An 18,177-nucleotide genomic window follows, 5' to 3' on the forward strand; every position below is an offset into this window, starting at 1 on the left:
TTTGCCTTCCGCTAAATGAACGCTAGCTGAACATGAATGCTCTTTATAAGAGAGATATCATGTTTGTCACCACACTCAAACCTTGTTGGAAAGGGCGATAGAAGCGGCTTTCTTCTGCTGCTTGAGAAGATTATGCCCTGTGAGGAAATGTGTCGATTTCGAAAAAATCGCCTCCTCGGTACCCTTTTTCTGCCAGCCGTACCGATATGACGTAATATGACCTAGTCGGCACGGGACAGCAGCGCTACATCACGCCGCGCTGCTTCCGATTTCCCCGGAGCGGCATAAGCTTGGCCTCGCTTCCGCGGGGCCTTTTTTCTTTTGTGAAGATTGTGCCGGCCGAGACGCGGCTCTTGCCGGCTTTATCGCCGGGGTTCGCCGCCAGGCGCATAGACGGTGTTCTGCTCGAAGCGGAAGACGGTCCCGCAGCTGCAACGAATCATGTGCTTTCGCGGATCGGCCGATGGCCGTTCAGTGGAAAAGCCACGCGGCATTTCATCGATCCTGAAATCCCGGCTGGGTCCAGAGCGATCGTCGCTTTCGGAAACTTCCGCGAAGCCGGCATGGCCGCACTTCAAGCATTCCAGCTTTCGTGAATATCGATCTCGCGCTGCCATTCTTTTCCAATCCGGGACTCAATCAGGCTCCTTCTATCAGGGCTTTTCCCGCTCTTGAAGAGAGCCGACGCCACAGCATTGATGGAAGCACCCCTAAAAAAATAGGGTGACGGACAGGAAAAGAGATTGACCTGATAGCAGATGTCAGACCAATTTAGCTGTCATGATGACCAAGGCGATGCTCACCCCACTCCCCTCGATCGATCGGACACAGCAAGTGATCGACGCGCTGTCCGATTTCATCGAGGCGTCGGAACTACAGGCAGGCCAGCGGCTGCCGACCGAACGTGAGTTGATGGCCGCCCTCTCGGTGGGCCGCTCGACCATCCGGGAGGTGCTCACGCATTTTCAGGCTCTGGGCGTGATGGAAACCCGCAAGGGCAGCGGCACCTATCTCTTGAAACCAGTTTCCAAATCGACCATCCATATGCCCTTGTCGCTCGACACCACGCATCTGCGTGACGTGCTGCTGCAGACCCTTGAGGTTCGCCGCGGCATCGAATGCGAGGCCGGAATGGTCGCCGCCAGGAAGCGCTCGGCCGCGGATATCGCCATCATCGAGGAGAAACTCAACGAGATGGAGCGGGTCCATATCGCCAAGGGCACCTCCGGCCCGGAAGATCTTGCGTTTCATCTGGCCGTCTACGACGCCAGCCACAATCCGCTGTTCAAACAGCTTCTCGAACAGATGCGCGGAACCTTCGAACGCTTCTGGACGCACCCTTTCGACCGGCAGGATTTCGCCCGCCGGTCCTTCCCCTTTCACCGCACCCTGTTCAACGCGATCGTCGCCCAGGATCCCGAGGCGGCACGCGCCGAAACACTGAAAATTCTCGACGTTGTCGAGGAAGATATCAAGGAAATGTCCCAATGACTGACGGGCTAGAGCCGTTCGAACTCGCTTCTCTGATTACGGCCCATGACGACGGCAATTTTGCCGATGCTGTGGTGCCGCCGATTTTCCAGGCGTCGCTTTTCACCTTTTCCAGCTACGACGAGATGATCTCCTGCTATCGCGGTGAAAAGATACGGCCAATCTATTCGCGCGGCCTCAACCCGACGGTGCGGATGTTCGAGGAAATGCTGGCCAAGCTCGAAGGTGCCGAGGATGCGCTTGGCTTTGCAAGCGGAATGGCCGCGATTTCGTCCGCGGTGCTCAGCTTCGTCGAACCCGGCGACCGGATCGTCGCCGTCAAACATGTCTATCCCGACGCCTTCCGCCTCTTCGGCACCATCCTGAAACGCATGAAGGTCGAGGTGACCTATGTGGACGGTCGCGACGAGGAAGCTGTTGCCAAGGCGCTTCCGGGCGCCAAGGTCTTCTATATGGAAAGCCCGACAAGCTGGGTGATGGAAGCCCATGATGTCGGCGCGCTTGCAGCACTCGCCAAGCGGCATGGCGTCGTCTCGATGATCGACAACAGTTGGGCCACTCCCTATTTCCAGCGTCCGCTGACGCTCGGTGTCGATCTCGTCATCCACTCCGCGTCCAAATATCTGGGTGGCCATAGCGATGTCGTCGCCGGTGTTGTTGCCGGCTCCAAGGAGATGATCGCGCGGCTGAAGGCCGAAGCCTATCCCTATCTCGGCGGCAAGCTGTCGCCTTTCGATGCCTGGCTGTTGATCCGTGGCCTGCGCACTCTGCCGATCCGCATGCAGGCGCATGAGACCGCGGCCCTGACGATTGCGCGTCGGCTGCAGGAACTCGGTGCTGTCGAGCAGGTCTGCCATCCGGGCCTAGCCAACCGCCTTCCTGCCGGCCTCAACGGTACCTCGGGCCTGTTCTCCTTCATCTTCCGCGAAGGCGTCGATGTCAGAGCCTTTGCCGATAACCTCAAGCTCTTCAAACTGGGTGTGAGCTGGGGTGGGCACGAAAGCCTGATCGTACCGGGCGAAGTCGTGCTTCAGCAGAAGGCACAACCGAATTCCGCGCATACCTTCGGTATCAACCCGAGGTCCGTACGTCTCCATGTCGGTCTCGAGGGAACCGAGGCGCTGTGGAGAGATATCGAGCAAGCGATCGCCGCTGCCTCGTAAAACCTGCAACCTGAAGAGAAAAACCTAAAAAGGGGGAACTGAGCATGAAAAGACTGATTACAGCAGCACTCTTTACCGCAATGATGGCCGGTACGGCCTTTGCCGATACGACCCTCAAACTCGTTGAAGTCATCACTAGCCCTGAACGCACCGAGACGCTGAAATCGATCGTCGGGAAATTCGAGGCGGCCAATCCGGGCACGAAGGTCGACATCATCTCGCTGCCCTGGAACGAAGCCTTCCAGAAGTTCGCGACCATGGTCTCGGCCGGCGATACGCCGGATGTGATGGAAATGCCGGATACTTGGCTGTCGCTCTACGGCAATAACGGCATGCTCGAAAGCCTCGAGCCTTACCTCGCCAAATGGGACAACACGAAAGAACTGACGCCGCGCGCCCTCGAGCTTGGTCGCGACGTGAAGAACACCGCCTATATGCTGCCTTACGGCTTCTATCTTCGCGCCATGTTCTACAATAAGAAACTCCTGCAGCAGGCCGGCGTTGCCGAGCCGCCGAAGACGATGGACGAGTTCGTCAAGGCCTCCGAGGCGGTCGCCAAACTCCCCGGAAAATACGGCTACTGCATGCGCGGCGGCCCGGGCGGCCTGAACGGCTGGATGATTTTCGCCGCCTCCATGGCGGGCGACAACAAGTATTTCACCGCCGATGGCACCTCCACGATGAACAGCGCCGGCTGGGCGAAGGGCATCGAATGGATGGTCGATCTCTACAAGAAGGGATTGGCACCGAAGGATAGCGTCAACTGGGGCTTCAACGAAGTCGTCGCCGGCTTCTATTCCGGCACCTGCGCCTTCCTCGACCAGGACCCGGATGCCTTGATCGCGATTGCCGAGCGCATGAGCAAGGACGATTTCGGCGTCATGCCGCTGCCGAAGGGGCCGGACGGCAAGTCGTTCCCGACCATCGGCTATGCCGGTTGGTCAATGTTTTCTACCAGCCAGAACAAAGATTTGTCCTGGAAATTGATAGCAACACTTGAAGGCAAAGAGGGCAACCTCGAATGGAACAAAAAGATCGGCGCCCTGCCGGCCTATACCTCGGCCGAGAAGGATCCTTTCTATGCAACGGATCAGTTCAAGGGCTGGTTCGAGGAACTCGCCGACAAGAACACGGTCCCGACCGTCATGCCGACCTACCTAGAGGAATTCGCCTTCTTCAAGGATTCGCTCGCCATCAAGACCTCGCAGCAGGCACTAATTGGCGATATCTCGGCGAAGGATCTGGCCGACCAATGGGCTGACTACCTGACCAAGGCGCAGCAGAAATTCCTCGCCAAGAAGTAAATCCATCACCGGCGGCGGAGCAATCCGCCGCCGTTTTTCGCACATGAAGCAGACGGCGCTCGAACGCCGCGAATGGGAACTGATTTATGACCATGACCGCCGACAGGCGTCGCGACCGCAGGCCGTGGCTGAAGCGTCTTGCCGATGCCGCGGAGCCTTATCTTTATAGCGCCCCTGCCCTCATCCTCATTATCGCCGTCATGCTGGTGCCGCTGACGATCGGCATTTCCTATGCGTTTCGCGATATCCAGCTGCTCAATCCGTTTTCGGGCGGCTTTATCGGCCTGGAGCATTTTCGCGAACTCTCGAAGGATGCGGCTTTCTATGGCGCGCTAAAGAACACACTCTGGTGGACTGGCGCCTCGGTTCTCCTGCAATTTGTCTTCGGGCTGATCCTGGCTCTTTTGCTGGACAAGCCGTTTTTCGGCCGGGCGCTGGTGCAGGCTTTGGTGTTCCTGCCCTGGGCGGTTCCATCCTTCCTGGCCGGCCTCAATTGGGCATGGCTGTTCAATCCGGTGATCGGGCCTATCCCGCATTGGCTTTTCGATCTCGGCTTGATGAGCGAACCCCGCAACATTCTCTCCGATCCGCAATATGCGATGTGGGGACCGATTGTTGCCAATGTCTGGTGGGGTATTCCCTTCTTTGCGATCACGCTGCTGGCCGCCCTCCAGGCGATCCCGCGCGATCTCTATGAGGCGGCCTCCATCGACGGCGCGGGCTGGTTCCAGCGCTTCGGCTCGATCACGCTCCCCTTTCTCGCCCCGACCATCGCCATCACGGTCTTGCTGCGCACGGTCTGGGTCTCGAACTTCGCCGATCTGATCGTGGTCATGACCGGAGGCGGACCGGCCGATCGTACCCAGATCGTCGCAAGCTACATCTTCACCCAGGCCTTCAAGCGACTGGATTTCGGCTATGCCTCGGCCATCGCGCTGGTACTGCTCGTGCTGCTGCTTGCCTATTCCATGCTGATCATCCTGCTGCGGCAGACCCTGCTGAACAAGGATTGAGCCATGAGACGATCCATCCTCCCCACCATCGCGCATCGCCTGGCTATCCTCTGCTACGTGGTTTTCGCACTCTTCCCGCTCTTCTGGCTTTTCAAGGTCTCGCTCACCCCGAACGACCTGCTTTATACGGAAGGCGTCCGTATGTGGCCGTCGCGCACGACATGGGAGCACTATGCTTTCGTGCTGCAACACAGCGACTTCCCGACATTCTTCAAGAACAGCCTGATCGTCTCCGGATCGACGGCGATTGCCGTCACCATCTGCGCATCGCTCTCCGGCTATGCGCTCTCGCGCTTCAATTTCCGCGCCAAATACTGGATCGTGGCCTTGATGCTGCTGACGCAGATGTTCCCGCTGGTCATGCTGGTGGCGCCGATCTTCAAGATCCTGACGCCGCTGCATCTGACCAACAGCCTGACCGGCCTCGTCATCGTCTACACAGCCTTCAACGTGCCCTTCGCGACCTTCCTGATGCAGTCCTTCTTCGACGGCATTCCGAAGGACCTGGAAGAGGCGGCCATGATTGACGGCGCGACGCAGTTCACGGCGTTCCGGCAGATCATCCTACCGTTGACGCTACCCGGCATCGCCGCGACACTCGGTTTCGTCTTCACGGCCGCCTGGAGCGAGCTGTTGTTTGCCCTGATGCTCATCAACGGCAATCAGGCCGCGACCTTCCCCGTCGGGCTTCTCACCTTCGTTTCGAAATTCTCCGTGGATTTCGGGCAGATGATGGCGGCGGGCGTCATGGCGCTCATTCCGGCCTGCCTCTTCTTCCTGCTCATCCAGCGTTATCTCGTGCAGGGCCTGACGGCCGGCGCGGTCAAGGGTTAGTCAAATGGCATCGATCGATATTCAGAACGTTAGAAAAGCCTATGGGCATGTGCAGGTGCTGCACGACATTGATCTCCAGATCAAGGATGGCGAATTCGTCGTCCTCGTCGGGCCTTCGGGCTGCGGCAAGTCCACGCTGCTCCGGATGATCGCCGGTCTCGAGGACATCAGCGGCGGCGAGGTTCGCATTGCTGGCAAGCGCGTCAACGAACTTCACCCGAAGGACCGCGACATCGCCATGGTGTTCCAGTCCTATGCGCTCTATCCGCACATGAACGTCGCCGGCAATATGAGCTACAGTCTCAAGCTGCGGAAGATCGCAAAGGACAAGATTGCGAGCACCGTCGCCGCCGCCGCATCCAAGCTCGGCCTCGATCCGCTGCTGGAGCGCCGTCCCAAGGCGCTTTCGGGCGGCCAGCGTCAGCGCGTCGCCATGGGGCGCGCCATCGTGCGCCAGCCGAAGGCCTTTCTGTTCGACGAGCCGCTGTCGAACCTAGATGCGCGCCTGCGCGAACAAATGCGGGCCGAAATCAAGAAATTGCATGGCGTTCTGAAGGCGACCTCGATCTATGTGACGCACGATCAGATCGAGGCGATGACGCTGGCGGACCGGATCGTCGCCATGCATGGCGGGGTGGTGCAGCAGGTCGGCAGTCCGCTCGAACTCTACGACCGTCCCGCCAATCTCTTCGTTGCTGGCTTCATCGGCTCGCCGGGGATGAATTTCCTCGACGCGACCTACGAGACCGGCGGCATGAGGCTGAAGGACGGAACCATTGTCCCACTGCCGGCACCGCTAAGCCTGCCGGTCGGCGCGAAGGCGACGGTTGGGATTCGCCCCGAGCATGTGGTTCTGTCAACGGATAGTGCCGATCTCAGTGCCGATGTGGAACTGATCGAACCGACCGGCTTCGGCATCATCCTTCACCTGTCGCTGCACGGCCTGCCATTCAAGGTGTTCACGCTCAATCGCGAGGCGCTGAGCGCGGGTCCGCAGGTGAACGTATCGTTTCCGGCGCAACATCTGCATGTGTTCGACCAAGACGGCAAACGGGCGGCGTGAGCCAAGGGTTGCCTGCTCAGCACGCCGGCAATGACGGTTTTCCTCAATCGGCAAAGGGTTCGGTCGGCCCCTTCGCCGGCGTGGTGAACCAGCGCGGCCCATCTTCCGTCATGTAGATGTGGTCCTCCAGCCGGATGCCGAACTTTTCCGGAAAGACGATCATGGGCTCGTTGGAGAAAACCATGCCGGCGGCAAGCGGTGTCGCGTTGCCGCGGACGATATAGGGCTCCTCGTGGATTTCGAGACCGAGCCCATGACCGGCGCGGTGCGGCAACCCCGGCAGACGATAGTCCGGACCGAGCGAATGCTTCGCGAGCACCTTGCGGGCTGAGTCATCGAGGCTTGAGCAGGCAACGCCAAGCCGGGCTGCATCGAATACGGCCTGTTGTGCCTCGCGCTCGATTGCCCAAGCCTGTTCGAATTCCTTGTGGCCGCTCTCCAGGGTGTAGGTTCGGGTGATATCCGAATGGTATCCGTCAAGCCGGCAACCGGTATCGACCAGAATAACGTCGCCATCGGCGAGGATCTGGTCGCCATCCGCCCCGTGCGGAAGCGAGGTTGCGGTACCAAAAGAGACGATGCAGAAGGTCGAGCCGCCATCGGCCCCGGCATCGCGATGTCGGCGGTCGATGAAATCCACCACCTCGGATGCCTTGATCCCGGGCTTCAGAAGTGCATGCGCCTGCTTGTGAACATCGAGCGTCAGATCCATCGCATATTGAATGAGCGCAATCTCCGCCGGCGATTTGATCCGGCGGAGATCACGGGTCAGACGCCCGCCATCCGTCAGCCTCTCAACGCCGATTTTCGCCGCCAGCGCGTGGTAGAAGAAAAGCGGCAGGTCATCATCAAGTGCGAGCTTGCCGGAGCCGCCGACAAGGCGGGAGATCAGGGCAACGCTGCTTTCCTCTTCCTGCCAGACCAGAATGTCTCCGGGCAGATGCGGCAGCGTCTCCACGCGGCTGCGCTCAAAGCCCGGAACGATGTAGTAAAGCTCCGTCGGGGTCACGAGCGCGCCGAGAAACCGTTCGCTCAAGTGCCAGACCAGTCCGGTGAAATAGCGCAGACTCTCGGTCGGCCCGAGCAGCACGCCGGACAAACCCTCGGCCTCGATGGACCGGCGGAGTTTCGAGAGACGAAGCTGCCTCTCGTCCTGAGTTATGCGGGGTACGGGATGCTGCCAAGACATGCGGTTTTCCAATCCATTCGATCGAGAGGCGGAGATAAAAGTGTTTTCGTCGCGGGGTTTCAGGACAATGGGATCGCCACCGGCCGGTCCAGGTTGCGGGCAACATAGTCCTGGATCTGCCGGACAATCTGCGCGGCGTGATCGATTGCGAGCCGGTCGGCGCGGTCGACATCGCCCGCTTCGATTGCGTCGATCATCTCCTCATGCTCATCGACGTACTGGCGCGGCAGGCGGTCATCGAATGTCGAATAATAGAGACGAAGAATGCGCCGGCCTTCGTCGAGGAGACGGGCGAAAAAGGTGGTGTAATAGGCATTGCCGGCAAGCTCGGCGATCGCGACGTGAAACTCGCGGTTCGCCTCGATCATCGCATAGGCATCGCGGGCAAGGACGGCGTCCGCAAAATCCTGCTGGTGGGCGCGGATGGTCTTCATGATCCCGCTATCGCGCCGTTCAGCCGCACCCCGCGTGGTGACGCGGTACATCAGCGTCAGTGCCTCGAAATAAGTAGGCAGGCTGGCGAAATCGATGGTCGCCACGATCGTGTTCCTGTTCGGCAGGGTCGTGACCAGCCCCTCGGCAACAAGTCGCAGCAGCGCCTCGCGGATCGGCGTTCTCGACATCTTGAAGCGCTCCGACAGTCGCACTTCGTCAAGCGGGCTGCCGGGTTCGAGCGCCATTGACAGGATTTCCCGGCGCAACGCGGCATAGACGCTTTGCGTGCCCGATCCGCGCACGCGCACATTTTCCGCATCATTATGCATTCGGATGTCCCTCGCGACCCACATCTTCGTATGTCGTTTTGGCAGGGCTCCGCAAGACCACCTGCCCTTCCTGAAACTTTTCTATCGCGCTTCTTGAGCTTTGTCGACAGTTTGTATATAACGCCGTCAGCTTTCAATGAGGATCAAGCGATGACGACTGGATGGAAGGGCGTATTTCCCGCCGTAACGACACAGTTCAAGGAAGATTTTTCCGTGGATCTCCCGGCCACGCAGGGCGTTCAGGATGCGCTGGTCAATGACGGCGTCAACGGATTGATCGTCATGGGGACCTGCGGCGAGAACAACTCGCTCGACCCGGAGGAAAAGCGCACGATCCTGAAGGCCGCCGTCGAGGTGGTCAACGGCCGCGTTCCCGTCGTCACCGGCGTCTCCGAACTCGATACGCGCCGCGCCGTTGCCTATGCCCGCGATGCCGAAAAGCTCGGAGCCGATGGACTGATGCTTCTGCCGGCCATGGTCTATGTGCCGAAGCCGGAGGAGCTGATCGCGCATTTCCGCACGGTCGCTGAAGCGACCTCGCTGCCGATCATGCTCTACAACAACCCCCCGGCCTACCGCGTCAATATCGGCGCTGACGTGTTGCAGGCGCTGGCCGACGTGCCGAACATCAAGGCCGTCAAGGAAAGCGCGCCGGATCCGCGCCGTTTTACCGACCTCATCAATGCCTTCGGAGATCGTTTCGATATTTTCGCCGGTCTCGACGATGTCGCGCTCGAAGGTCTGATGCTCGGCGCCAAGGGCTGGGTTTCCGGCCTGACCAGCGCCTTCCCGCAGGAATCGGTGCAGCTTGTTGCCGCCGCCGAACGTGGCGATTGGGAAGAGGCCCGCAAGATCTATCGCTGGTTCATGCCGCTTCTGCATCTCGATGCCGAGCATGATCTTGTGCAGTCGATCAAGCTTGCCGAGCAGATCATGGGCCGCGGCTCCGAGCGTGTCCGCATGCCGCGTCTGCCGCTGTCCGGCGCCCGCCGCGCCGAAGTCAGCGCCATGGTCGAAAAGGCTGCCGCTACCCGCCCCTCCGAGGTGCGCCAGGCTGCCTGATACAGAAGAGCTGGCAATCGCGGGTCAACGATTGCCGGCTTTGCTTTTCCATAAAGACGTTCAGTTCGCGGATGTCGTTGTGGCTGTGGATTGCTCCAACGCGTCGCGCACCTGGTCTATTTTCCCGACAGCAGGACCAACGCCCAGAATACCCTTGGCTTCCGCCAGCGTCTTGTCGGTGATCACACCTGTTTTCGACGCCTGAGCCAAAGCCGAGCGCAGCGCCTCGTCACTGAGAGCCGGGTCCGTCGGCACGGCATTGGTTCCATTCTTGAGTTCGAACTCGGCGTAATCCATGACATAGGCCCTGACGGCCGCCATCTTCGGATCCTTCGAATTCATGTAGGCATGATAATTCCGCTTCAGGGAATTGAGGCTGCCAAGCTCCGCCGCTGCCGTCTTCACTTTCGTGGAGCTCGTCTTTTCGAGCTTCCTGTTTGCAGCTGCGGGCTTTGAGGAATGCGCCGCATGTTTCAGGCTCCCGACGCTTCCATCACTATCGTCCGATTGCGCGGCACTAGACTTTCCATCGCTGGAATTGCTGCTGCCATGACTTCCGCCATTTCCATTGCCACCGCCGTTGCCTCCTCCATTGCCGTTGCCGCCCTTGGCGTAGGCCATGTTTGCAAAACCGAGGGCGCCGTCGGCTAGCGGAGCGACAGCCAATGCCAAGGCAACAACAGTCGTTCCAAAGGCTGAACTGAATTTCATCTGCGTATTCCTCTCATTCCAGACTATGCTCTGCCGACGCAGTACAACTGCGGCGCGGGACGAGCATTCATGCTGCTCGTCATAATATTGCTGGAAATGGAAGTTTCCACGGGGGACGGACCAATGCCTCAGGGGATCAGACCTTAGCCTGATTGCCGATGGCCCAAAGTCCAGAGGGTACGATCGATGGGAATTGCATCAATCCCGGGATCTGCCGGCATTTGGATGACTATCGTTGAAAGTGGCCAGACATGCAGACAAATCTCAAATCACTGCTGTCGCCGGTTGGTTTGATCACCGGCTGGAACTCCCAATCCCTGGCACGGCAATTCCTGCTGATCGGCGGCCTCGTCGCGGCCTGCGCCATGCTCGTCGTCGGCGCAGTTGTCACCAGCCTCATCGAGGATGCCGTCACGCGCAATTCTGCCGCCAGCACCGCTCTTTATGTCGACAGCGTCATCGCGCCGCTTCTCCCGGATATGCAGACAACCAAGATGCTGGACGATACGGTGACGCGTGCACTGGATGAAACGCTCGGCGAAGGAGCGCTTGGCAGCCGCCTGATGTCCTTTCGCCTTTGGCGCAGCGACGGAACCGTTCTCTACTCCAACGACAAGAACCTGATGGGAAAGCAGTTCCCGCTGAGCGACGATCTGAAGACGGCCTTTTCCGGTATGATGACGGCGCAGTTCAATCAGCTTGACGGCGTCGAAAGCGTTGCCGAGCGTGACAGCGGCAAGCCGCTTCTGGAGATCTACAATCCGGTCCTCCAACCCTGGTCTGGCATGGTTGTCGCGGTCTCGGAATTTCACGAGGTTGCGTATGATTTCCAGCGCAGCTTGAACCAGGCTCGCTTCCGAAGCTGGCTGGCCGTCGGCGTGTTCACCCTGGCCTTCTTCCTTATCCTGTCGATGATCGTGCTTCGCGGAAGCCGGACGATCGAAAGCCAGCGAGGGGCGCTCAAGGCGCGCATCGGCGAATTGTCGGCCCTCCTGCAGCAAAACGAGATCCTGCGCACCCGCGTTCAAAGAGCCTCGCAACGCGCGGCCGCCCTCAACGAAAGCTACCTCCGGCGCATCGGCGCCGATCTGCATGACGGCCCCGCACAGCTCGTCGCATATGCATCATTGAGACTGGACAGCGAGGCCTTGGCAAATCCGGCTGCTCCGGCGCGGGAGCGCGAGCTGTCGCTTGCCGCAATCAAATCGAGCCTTGACGACGCCATGGCGGAGATCAGAAGCATCTGCAGCGGGCTCGTCCTGCCGCAGATCGAGGCGGCGAACCTCTCGGAGCTGCTGCAACGCGCGGTTCGCGCCCACGAGCAGCGAACCGGAACCGTGGTTGGCCTGTCCTTTTCCGACACGTCGCTGGAGCTTTCGACCTCCGCCAAGATCTGCATCTATCGCTTCGTCCAGGAGGCGCTGAACAATGGCTATCGTCACGGCGACGGCGCGGTGCAACGGGTTGACCAGGGTGCCGATGGCAAACACGTCACGATTGCGGTATCAGATGATGGCCCGGGTTTCGATCCGGCGCGTATTCCTGAAAGCAGCCTCGGTTTGGCGGGCCTCAGGGAAAGAGTGGAGAGTGTTGGCGGCACGTTCGAGCTCAGTTCCTCCAAGGATGGAACCATCGTTCGGATGTCGCTCAGCGCGATGGAAATGGAACAGACATGACGACAGCAATCAGCCTAGCGGTCATCGACGATCACCCGCTGTTTCGTGAGGGCGTCGTTCGCAGCCTCGCCGAGATTGGCGGTTTTTCGATCCTGGGCGAAGGCAGCACGAGAGACGACGCCGTTCGCATAGCCATAGAAGCGCGCCCGGATGTTCTGTTGATGGATATTTCCATGCCCGGCGGAGGACTGGAAGCGATCCCGCTAATCCTCGAGCATGTGCCGGACCAGAAAATCGTGATGCTGACGGTCTCAGAAGCCAGCGACGATGTAACGACGGCGCTGAAAAGCGGGGCAAAGGGATATGTGTTGAAGGGCGTCGGATCGAGAGCACTGGCCGAGATCCTACGCACGGTGGCCTCGGGTGAAACCTATGTCGGGCCGACCCTTTCCGCTCGCCTGATCTCCGGCCAGGGCGCTGCGCTGGTGAAGTCGGATCTTATCCGCGAACTGACGGATCGGGAAAGCGAAGTGCTTCAGCTTGTCGCAACCGGCTTGAGCAACAAGCAGATCGGTCTCAAGCTTGATCTCCATGAGAAGACGGTCAAGCATCATATGACCCAGATCTTCACGAAGCTCGGCGTCGCGAACCGCACTGAAGCGGCAATGACGTTTCGCGACGCACTGGAAAGAAACGGCTAAGATCAGCACCAGGCTTGTGTGAAATGACAGGCGTTCTTCAGGAATTCGGCTCCGAGATATGGATTGCGGATGGTCCGGCCGTCACGGCCGCCGCTGGCTTCCACTATCCCACGCGCATGGCGATCATCAGATTGTCGGATGGTGGCCTCTTCTTATGGTCGCCGATAGCTCTTACGGAGGATCTTCGCGCCGAAGTGGAGATCTTGGGCGACGTACGCTACCTGATCGCCCCCAATTCGCTTCACCATCTCTTCGTTGGCGATTGGCAGCAGGCTTATCCCAATGCCAAAGCTTATGCCCCACCGGGTCTGCGGCAAAAGCGTAAGGATCTCAAATTTGACGGCGACCTTGGCGATGCCCCGATTGCGGATTGGGCCGAAGACATCGATCTGGTCGTCATGCGGGGCAACCTGATCACAACCGAGGCGGTCTTTTTTCACCGCAAGAGCACCACGGCGCTCTTCACTGATCTCATTCAGCATTTTCAGCCCCAATGGTTCAAGGGCTGGCGGGCCATCGTCGCAAGACTGGATTTGATGGTCGCGGCTGAACCGTCTGTGCCTCGGAAGTTTCGCATTGCTTTTACCGATCGGCCCGCCGCGCGCGCTTCGATCAGGCGCATCCTGGACTGGCCAGCCGAAAAAGTGCTGATGGCTCACGGGGAGCCGATAACCGAAGGTGGTCGGGATTTCCTAAATCGTGCATTTCGCTGGTTAACGGATCAATGATCGCGGCTATTGCGGGCAGCCACCTGCGTCTAGTGCTGGAAGGATTTCAGCCGCTTCTGGTCAGCGGCCGTCGCACCGCGATTGATGATGGTGCGCCCTTTTGCATCCTTCATGACGTAGCGCCCGTTCTGGATGGCTTCGCTCATGCCGTCTGTGTGCTCAACCGCCATCGACGCATCGTCTGAACTGGTCGTGGCATCGGTGTTGTCCTGGCTTTGCTTGGCGCTTTTCCCGCTGGAGCTTTTGCCATTCCCATTTCCATTACTGTTACCATTGCCATTGCCGTTGCTGTTACCGTTGCCGCCCCCATTTCCACCTCCGTTCCCGCTATTGCCGCCGCCGTTACCGTTACCGCCGCCGTTGCCTCCTCCATTGCCATTCCCGCCTTTTGCGTCGGCGGATTGTGCGACAAGTCCGATCGACGATCCGCGAATCTCGACGTGATAGGGAGTTGCCGCAAGCACCAGCGTAAACAGAGTGCAGAGAGAAACAGAGATCGACTTTCCGCGTAAAGAAGACATGGGCTTTTCACAGGCTTTCGGATGCATGAACTAAAGAGCCGGGAGAGATTCGCCAGCCATTGTGTTTGAGAAAGTGTCTCCACAACGACATCAGATCGCTTCTGCGACGCAAGCGTCAACACTTGTCTGCGCTAAAACGTTAATGTCGGGCTTTTTGCAAGCCCTATCGGGACCTTCGCCCCATCCACCATCAGACTAAGGTCCTAAGGTCAACTCGACTGAAGCCCCGATGGCGAAGACCAAGATTGAAAGAGCGTCTGCCGCACGGTTACTACTGCCCACTGGGTAGTGGATGGATCAAATAAAGGGGAAACACAGATGAGCGTCCTTCATCAGGCTCTGTCGCTGGCAGAAACGGGGCAATTTGTCATGGATAATTTGTCATGGATACCGTGGGTCATCCATCAACTTTTGGCCCAGCACGGATAACGTCGCGATGAAGAGGCATTGGAAGACATATCTCGATCACGCGCAACCGCCTGGTGCCATAGCGGATTTCTCAGCCTCGGCTTTTGCCCTTCAGGTTGCCTTCAATCTCCGGCTCGCCTTGAAGCTTGTCGAACCGACACCCGAATGCATTTACCGTGCCGAGCAGGTCCTCGCCTCAGCCGAAATATATAGCCAGGCAAGGGAGGAAGGCTTGGCGCTCCCGTTTACTGAGGCGGAGAAGGCGCTGGCGGAGGCTGTGACGCTTCTCGCCATCGCGTTGGAGCAATGTCCTTCCGCGTTGCGCAGCAGCGGCGCATCCTTGCCCAGAAGGCATTCGCTACGGCCTCAGTCATCGTCGACCGAAGAAGACCGCCATGGAGGCGTATTTCCATAGCTGAAAGCCCGCATGCTCGGCGAGCCGCGTGCCTAAAGAAGCATCGACGCGCCGCGATCGAGATAGGTGTCCAGGAACTGTTCAAGACGCGGGTTTCTCGGCTTTTTGAAAACCTCTTTCGGTTCGCCGGTAAACAGCACCTTGCCGTGATCGAGAAATATGATCTGCTGGCCGACGGTCGCGGCAAAGCCGATTTCGTGGGAGACGACCACCATGGTCATGCCCTCGGCCGCCAGATCGCGCATGACGTTCAGCACTTCGCCTGTCAGCTCCGGATCGAGCGAAGAGGTCGGCTCGTCGAATAGCATGATCTTCGGTTTCAGCGCCAGCGCACGCGCAATCGCGACGCGCTGCTGCTGTCCGCCGGAAAGCTGCGAGGGATAGTGCCCCGCCCGCGCTTCCAGCCCAACCTTGACGAGCTGCGCCATCGCCACGTCCTCGGCAGCCTTGCGGCTCATCTTGTGCACCGTCTTCAGCGCCTCGCTGACATTGCCGAGCGCCGTCATATGCGGCCAGAGATTGAACTGCTGGAAGACCATGCCGATCTGGGCGCGGATCGACCGATTGGTGGCGGCCGAAATACGCTCGCGCACGCCTTGAGCGTTTTCGGTGAACCCAAGCACCTCGCCATTGATCGTAATCGTGCCGCGCGTCGCCTCCTCGAGAAAGGCCATGCAGCGCAGAAGCGTGCTTTTGCCGGAACCGGACGGGCCAATCAGGCACGAGACCTGGCCTTGCGCGATCTCGACATCGATGCCGTGCAGGACGGTGCTGTCCCCGAACTTCTTGACGAGATTCTTGACTGCGATTGCGGGGACGCTCATGCGTTGAAAAACCTGAATCTGGAGAGTTTCGTTTCGGCGAGATTGCCAAGCCAACCGGTGAGTTCGACGAGCGCCCAATAGAAGAGAGCGAGCATGGAGAGCGCCTCGACGAAAGCATATTGTTGCGATCCGATGGCGCTCAGCGTCGCCGTCAATTCCGGCACGGTGATGATCGACAGTACCGCCGTTTCCTTCATCAGGATGATCGCCATATTGAGCGATGGTGGCAGCACCAGCATGGTCATTTCGGGCAGCAGGATACGCCGGACAATCTGGCCCTGCGTTAGGCCGACACATTCGCCGGCCTCGATATGCCCCCTGGGCACGGCCTGAAAACCGGAGCGGAAGATTTCGCTGAAATAGGCGGCGCCATAGATCGAAATACCAATCAGCCCGGCCGGCAGCGGATCGAGCGACAGGCCGACGAAGGGGCCGCCATAATAGACGAGGAAGATCTGGATCAAGAAGGGCGTGCCACGCAGGATCGCGACGACGAAGCCGAGCACCTTGTCGAGCAACAGCCCGCCATATTGCCGTCCCACAGCCACCAGAAAGCCGATGATGGCGGCGGCGATCGTACCGACAATCCAGATCATGATCGTGACGCCGGCGCCACTGACGATCGCCGGCCATTGATCGAGAAGGACATTGATGTCGAAGCTCATCGCGGCACTCCCGGAAGGCGGCGCTCGATCAGGCCGCCGGCCAGCGCGACGATCCAGTTGATCGCCAGATAGATGAGACCGGCAGACGCGAAAAGCTGCAGCGGCAGGAAGGTGCTGCCGGCAAGGTCCTGCGCCATGCGCGTCAATTCGACGATGCCAACAACGGAGACCAGCGACGACGCCTTGAGAATGAGGATTGCTTCATTGACGAGAGCCGGAAAGGTCAGACGCAGGGCGATCGGAACCTTGATGCGACGGAAGATCTGGCTCGGCGAGAGGCCGACCATTTCAGCGGATTCGACCAGGCCGGTGGGAACGCTGGCAAAGCCGCCGCGCAGGTTCTCCGCCTGATAGGCCGCCGTGCAAAGCGACAGGCCGATAATGGCCGCCACGATGCTCGGCACATTGATGCCGATGACCGGCAGCAGATTGTAGATCAGCAGCAGTTGCACCAGCAGCGGCACGCCACGGAAAAAGCTGATGAAAATCTGGGCAGGCAGCATGAGGTGCCGCCGCTGCGACAGAAGCATTCCCGACAGCAGGATCGCGATCGCAAAGCCGATCAGGATCGACACGACGCTGATCGTCACCGTGTAGATCGACGCCTGCAGCAGCAATTCAAAGAGTTTGAAGGACATATGTTCGGATGTCGTCCACTTGACGGTCATGGATCATGCCTCGGCAAACCCCGAGGCATGATCGATTGCTGACGGGCCTATCAGAATGCCGGGTCTTTGATCGAATCCGGCGTGTCGAAGCTCGCACCGAACCACTTCTTCTGCAGCGTAGCCATGCGTCCATCGGACTTGATCTTCAGGAGAGCGGCGTCGACCGCATCCATCAACGGCGCGTGGTCGGCATCCTTCAGGCCGATGAAGCCGAAATAGGACTTCTTGCCGAAGGGCGGCAGCACGACTTCGAACGTGCCTTCGCGCTGCTTGGCAACGAAAGCGATGTTCGGCAGCGAGTTGGCAACGCCGGCAATGCGGCCGGCTGCGAGATCGGCGTAGGATTCCGTGAAGGCCGGATATTCGCGAATCTCCGCCTTGGTCGGCAGCGTGTCGGAGAATTCCTTGAGCTGGTCGAGCTGCGAGGTTGCCTTGCCGACACCGATCTTCTTGCCGGCAATATCTTCCGGCTTGTTGATCGTCGTGTCGCCAGCCTTCTTGAGGATGGCGATGGTGGCTTCGGCGATCGGCGGCGTGAAGCGGTAGCGCTCCATGCGCTTCTTGGTGATCGTCGCCGGGCCTGCGACGATGTCAAATTTGCCGGCCTCGAGAGCGGGGAAAACGCCGTCCCAGGGAAGCGCCACCCACTCGATCTTCACGCCGAGTTCCTTGCCGATCTCGGTGAAGAGGTCGACGTTCAAACCAGCATGTTCGCCGGCATCGATAAAGTCGAACGGCGCGAAAGCCGTTTCGGTCCCCACCTTCAGGGTGCCGGCCGCCTTGACGGCTGCGAGCGTGTCGGCCGCATGCGCGGAAAGCGTCGCTCCAAACAGGAACGCGGCGCCGACCAGCCCCTTGAGCAATGAATTTTTCTTCATGGTCTTCTCTCCAGTTTTTTGCCCTTCCAGCGGAAGAGTTCACGTTCCTCAGCGTATTCCCACTGAGCGGGCTTCTATGGCCCGCTTTTGTCTATACAAATAGATATAGGCAGGCCTACACTGTCAATGTAAAACTCAGGGAACGCAAAAATTGTGCCG

19 protein-coding genes are annotated in these 18,177 nt (G+C 59.3%); 10 read left to right on the forward strand and 9 right to left on the reverse strand.

The genetic code is table 11. From position 1 onward, the window contains the following. Positions 1 to 362: 362 nt before the first annotated feature. The gene (locus AC1RO0_RS10400; protein ID WP_498592812.1) at positions 363 to 617 is read right to left on the reverse strand and encodes a hypothetical protein; all 255 of its coding nucleotides are present in this window, start codon (positions 615 to 617) and stop codon (positions 363 to 365) included. 178 nt (positions 618 to 795) lie between these two features. On the opposite strand from AC1RO0_RS10400, the gene AC1RO0_RS10405 reads away from it, so the two are divergent. The 6 genes from AC1RO0_RS10405 (at position 796) to AC1RO0_RS10430 (ending at position 6,868) form a co-directional block, all read left to right on the forward strand. Continuing rightward, positions 796 to 1,491 carry a FadR/GntR family transcriptional regulator gene (locus AC1RO0_RS10405; RefSeq protein ID WP_498592813.1) on the forward strand — a complete coding sequence of 232 codons (696 nt, stop codon included), beginning with the start codon at positions 796 to 798 and terminating at the stop codon, positions 1,489 to 1,491. Then, positions 1,488 to 2,654, forward strand: a complete 1,167-nt coding sequence (locus tag AC1RO0_RS10410) for a PLP-dependent transferase (RefSeq protein WP_498592814.1) — start codon at positions 1,488 to 1,490, stop codon at positions 2,652 to 2,654. The genes AC1RO0_RS10405 and AC1RO0_RS10410 overlap by 4 nt, the downstream gene beginning before the upstream one ends. A 44-nt stretch (positions 2,655 to 2,698) precedes the next feature. Continuing rightward, on the forward strand, positions 2,699 to 3,958 hold the full coding sequence (locus AC1RO0_RS10415; protein WP_368511429.1) for an ABC transporter substrate-binding protein: 1,260 nt from the start codon (positions 2,699 to 2,701) through the stop codon (positions 3,956 to 3,958). An 86-nt stretch (positions 3,959 to 4,044) separates the two neighbouring features. After that, positions 4,045 to 4,971, forward strand: coding sequence for a carbohydrate ABC transporter permease (locus tag AC1RO0_RS10420; RefSeq protein WP_047453150.1), 927 nt, complete (start codon positions 4,045 to 4,047; stop codon positions 4,969 to 4,971). 3 nt (positions 4,972 to 4,974) lie between these two features. After that, a complete protein-coding gene (locus AC1RO0_RS10425) occupies positions 4,975 to 5,805 on the forward strand; it encodes a carbohydrate ABC transporter permease (RefSeq protein ID WP_007698012.1) in 831 nt (276 codons plus the stop codon). Positions 5,806 to 5,809: 4 nt separating this feature from the next. Then, positions 5,810 to 6,868, forward strand: a complete 1,059-nt coding sequence (locus AC1RO0_RS10430; RefSeq protein WP_498592815.1) for an ABC transporter ATP-binding protein — start codon at positions 5,810 to 5,812, stop codon at positions 6,866 to 6,868. A 43-nt stretch (positions 6,869 to 6,911) separates the two neighbouring features. Here the strand turns inward: AC1RO0_RS10430 and AC1RO0_RS10435 are convergent, their stop codons facing one another. Beyond that, complete coding sequence (locus AC1RO0_RS10435; RefSeq protein WP_498592816.1) at positions 6,912 to 8,057, reverse strand: M24 family metallopeptidase; 1,146 nt, start codon at positions 8,055 to 8,057, stop codon at positions 6,912 to 6,914. Positions 8,058 to 8,116: 59 nt separating this feature from the next. Continuing rightward, on the reverse strand, positions 8,117 to 8,821 hold the full coding sequence (locus tag AC1RO0_RS10440) for a GntR family transcriptional regulator (RefSeq protein WP_498592817.1): 705 nt from the start codon (positions 8,819 to 8,821) through the stop codon (positions 8,117 to 8,119). A 150-nt stretch (positions 8,822 to 8,971) separates the two neighbouring features. Here AC1RO0_RS10440 and AC1RO0_RS10445 point away from each other — a divergent pair, with 150 nt between their 5' ends. Beyond that, the gene (locus AC1RO0_RS10445) at positions 8,972 to 9,883 is read left to right on the forward strand and encodes a dihydrodipicolinate synthase family protein (RefSeq protein ID WP_498592818.1); all 912 of its coding nucleotides are present in this window, start codon (positions 8,972 to 8,974) and stop codon (positions 9,881 to 9,883) included. A 60-nt stretch (positions 9,884 to 9,943) separates the two neighbouring features. Here AC1RO0_RS10445 and AC1RO0_RS10450 read toward each other — a convergent pair whose 3' ends face one another. Beyond that, positions 9,944 to 10,594, reverse strand: coding sequence for a hypothetical protein (locus tag AC1RO0_RS10450; RefSeq protein ID WP_498592819.1), 651 nt, complete (start codon positions 10,592 to 10,594; stop codon positions 9,944 to 9,946). Between the two features lie 251 nt (positions 10,595 to 10,845). Between AC1RO0_RS10450 and AC1RO0_RS10455 the strand changes: the two genes are divergently transcribed. From AC1RO0_RS10455 to AC1RO0_RS10465, 3 genes are read left to right on the forward strand one after another with little or no spacing between them, the layout of a single operon-like run. After that, positions 10,846 to 12,270: a sensor histidine kinase gene (locus AC1RO0_RS10455; RefSeq protein ID WP_498592820.1), complete on the forward strand. Its 1,425-nt coding sequence runs from the start codon at positions 10,846 to 10,848 to the stop codon at positions 12,268 to 12,270. After that, positions 12,267 to 12,911: a LuxR C-terminal-related transcriptional regulator gene (locus AC1RO0_RS10460; RefSeq protein ID WP_498592821.1), complete on the forward strand. Its 645-nt coding sequence runs from the start codon at positions 12,267 to 12,269 to the stop codon at positions 12,909 to 12,911. The genes AC1RO0_RS10455 and AC1RO0_RS10460 overlap by 4 nt, the downstream gene beginning before the upstream one ends. A 23-nt stretch (positions 12,912 to 12,934) precedes the next feature. Next, positions 12,935 to 13,639, forward strand: a complete 705-nt coding sequence (locus tag AC1RO0_RS10465; protein WP_498592822.1) for a DUF4336 domain-containing protein — start codon at positions 12,935 to 12,937, stop codon at positions 13,637 to 13,639. Between the two features lie 29 nt (positions 13,640 to 13,668). Here AC1RO0_RS10465 and AC1RO0_RS10470 read toward each other — a convergent pair whose 3' ends face one another. From AC1RO0_RS10470 to AC1RO0_RS10490, 5 genes are all read right to left on the reverse strand, one after another. Further along, positions 13,669 to 14,160, reverse strand: coding sequence for a hypothetical protein (locus AC1RO0_RS10470; protein WP_498592823.1), 492 nt, complete (start codon positions 14,158 to 14,160; stop codon positions 13,669 to 13,671). Between the two features lie 855 nt (positions 14,161 to 15,015). Beyond that, positions 15,016 to 15,807 carry an amino acid ABC transporter ATP-binding protein gene (locus tag AC1RO0_RS10475; protein ID WP_498592824.1) on the reverse strand — a complete coding sequence of 264 codons (792 nt, stop codon included), beginning with the start codon at positions 15,805 to 15,807 and terminating at the stop codon, positions 15,016 to 15,018. Continuing rightward, the gene (locus AC1RO0_RS10480; RefSeq protein WP_498592825.1) at positions 15,804 to 16,472 is read right to left on the reverse strand and encodes an amino acid ABC transporter permease; all 669 of its coding nucleotides are present in this window, start codon (positions 16,470 to 16,472) and stop codon (positions 15,804 to 15,806) included. Before AC1RO0_RS10480 ends, AC1RO0_RS10475 begins: the two co-directional genes overlap by 4 nt. Further along, complete coding sequence (locus AC1RO0_RS10485) at positions 16,469 to 17,110, reverse strand: amino acid ABC transporter permease (RefSeq protein WP_436032493.1); 642 nt, start codon at positions 17,108 to 17,110, stop codon at positions 16,469 to 16,471. The genes AC1RO0_RS10480 and AC1RO0_RS10485 overlap by 4 nt, the downstream gene beginning before the upstream one ends. 80 nt (positions 17,111 to 17,190) lie before the next feature. Next, entirely contained in the window at positions 17,191 to 18,018 is an 828-nt protein-coding gene (locus tag AC1RO0_RS10490; RefSeq protein WP_498592826.1) for a transporter substrate-binding domain-containing protein, read from the reverse strand. Between the last annotated feature and the right edge of the window lie 159 nt (positions 18,019 to 18,177).

The organism is Rhizobium sp. GW821-FHT14E12 (assembly GCF_058803745.1).

Bases quoted from the DNA above. Each gene is read 5' to 3' on its own strand.
- AC1RO0_RS10400 (WP_498592812.1), bottom strand. From the start codon at position 617: ATGGCAGCGCGAGATCGATATTCACGAAAGCTGGAATGCTTGAAGTGC.
- AC1RO0_RS10405 (WP_498592813.1), top strand. From the start codon at position 796: ATGCTCACCCCACTCCCCTCGATCGATCGGACACAGCAAGTGATCGAC.
- AC1RO0_RS10410 (WP_498592814.1), top strand. From the start codon at position 1,488: ATGACTGACGGGCTAGAGCCGTTCGAACTCGCTTCTCTGATTACGGCC.
- AC1RO0_RS10415 (WP_368511429.1), top strand. From the start codon at position 2,699: ATGAAAAGACTGATTACAGCAGCACTCTTTACCGCAATGATGGCCGGT.
- AC1RO0_RS10420 (WP_047453150.1), top strand. From the start codon at position 4,045: ATGACCATGACCGCCGACAGGCGTCGCGACCGCAGGCCGTGGCTGAAG.
- AC1RO0_RS10425 (WP_007698012.1), top strand. From the start codon at position 4,975: ATGAGACGATCCATCCTCCCCACCATCGCGCATCGCCTGGCTATCCTC.
- AC1RO0_RS10430 (WP_498592815.1), top strand. From the start codon at position 5,810: ATGGCATCGATCGATATTCAGAACGTTAGAAAAGCCTATGGGCATGTG.
- AC1RO0_RS10435 (WP_498592816.1), bottom strand. From the start codon at position 8,057: ATGTCTTGGCAGCATCCCGTACCCCGCATAACTCAGGACGAGAGGCAG.
- AC1RO0_RS10440 (WP_498592817.1), bottom strand. From the start codon at position 8,821: ATGCATAATGATGCGGAAAATGTGCGCGTGCGCGGATCGGGCACGCAA.
- AC1RO0_RS10445 (WP_498592818.1), top strand. From the start codon at position 8,972: ATGACGACTGGATGGAAGGGCGTATTTCCCGCCGTAACGACACAGTTC.
- AC1RO0_RS10450 (WP_498592819.1), bottom strand. From the start codon at position 10,594: ATGAAATTCAGTTCAGCCTTTGGAACGACTGTTGTTGCCTTGGCATTG.
- AC1RO0_RS10455 (WP_498592820.1), top strand. From the start codon at position 10,846: ATGCAGACAAATCTCAAATCACTGCTGTCGCCGGTTGGTTTGATCACC.
- AC1RO0_RS10460 (WP_498592821.1), top strand. From the start codon at position 12,267: ATGACGACAGCAATCAGCCTAGCGGTCATCGACGATCACCCGCTGTTT.
- AC1RO0_RS10465 (WP_498592822.1), top strand. From the start codon at position 12,935: ATGACAGGCGTTCTTCAGGAATTCGGCTCCGAGATATGGATTGCGGAT.
- AC1RO0_RS10470 (WP_498592823.1), bottom strand. From the start codon at position 14,160: ATGTCTTCTTTACGCGGAAAGTCGATCTCTGTTTCTCTCTGCACTCTG.
- AC1RO0_RS10475 (WP_498592824.1), bottom strand. From the start codon at position 15,807: ATGAGCGTCCCCGCAATCGCAGTCAAGAATCTCGTCAAGAAGTTCGGG.
- AC1RO0_RS10480 (WP_498592825.1), bottom strand. From the start codon at position 16,472: ATGAGCTTCGACATCAATGTCCTTCTCGATCAATGGCCGGCGATCGTC.
- AC1RO0_RS10485 (WP_436032493.1), bottom strand. From the start codon at position 17,110: ATGTCCTTCAAACTCTTTGAATTGCTGCTGCAGGCGTCGATCTACACG.
- AC1RO0_RS10490 (WP_498592826.1), bottom strand. From the start codon at position 18,018: ATGAAGAAAAATTCATTGCTCAAGGGGCTGGTCGGCGCCGCGTTCCTG.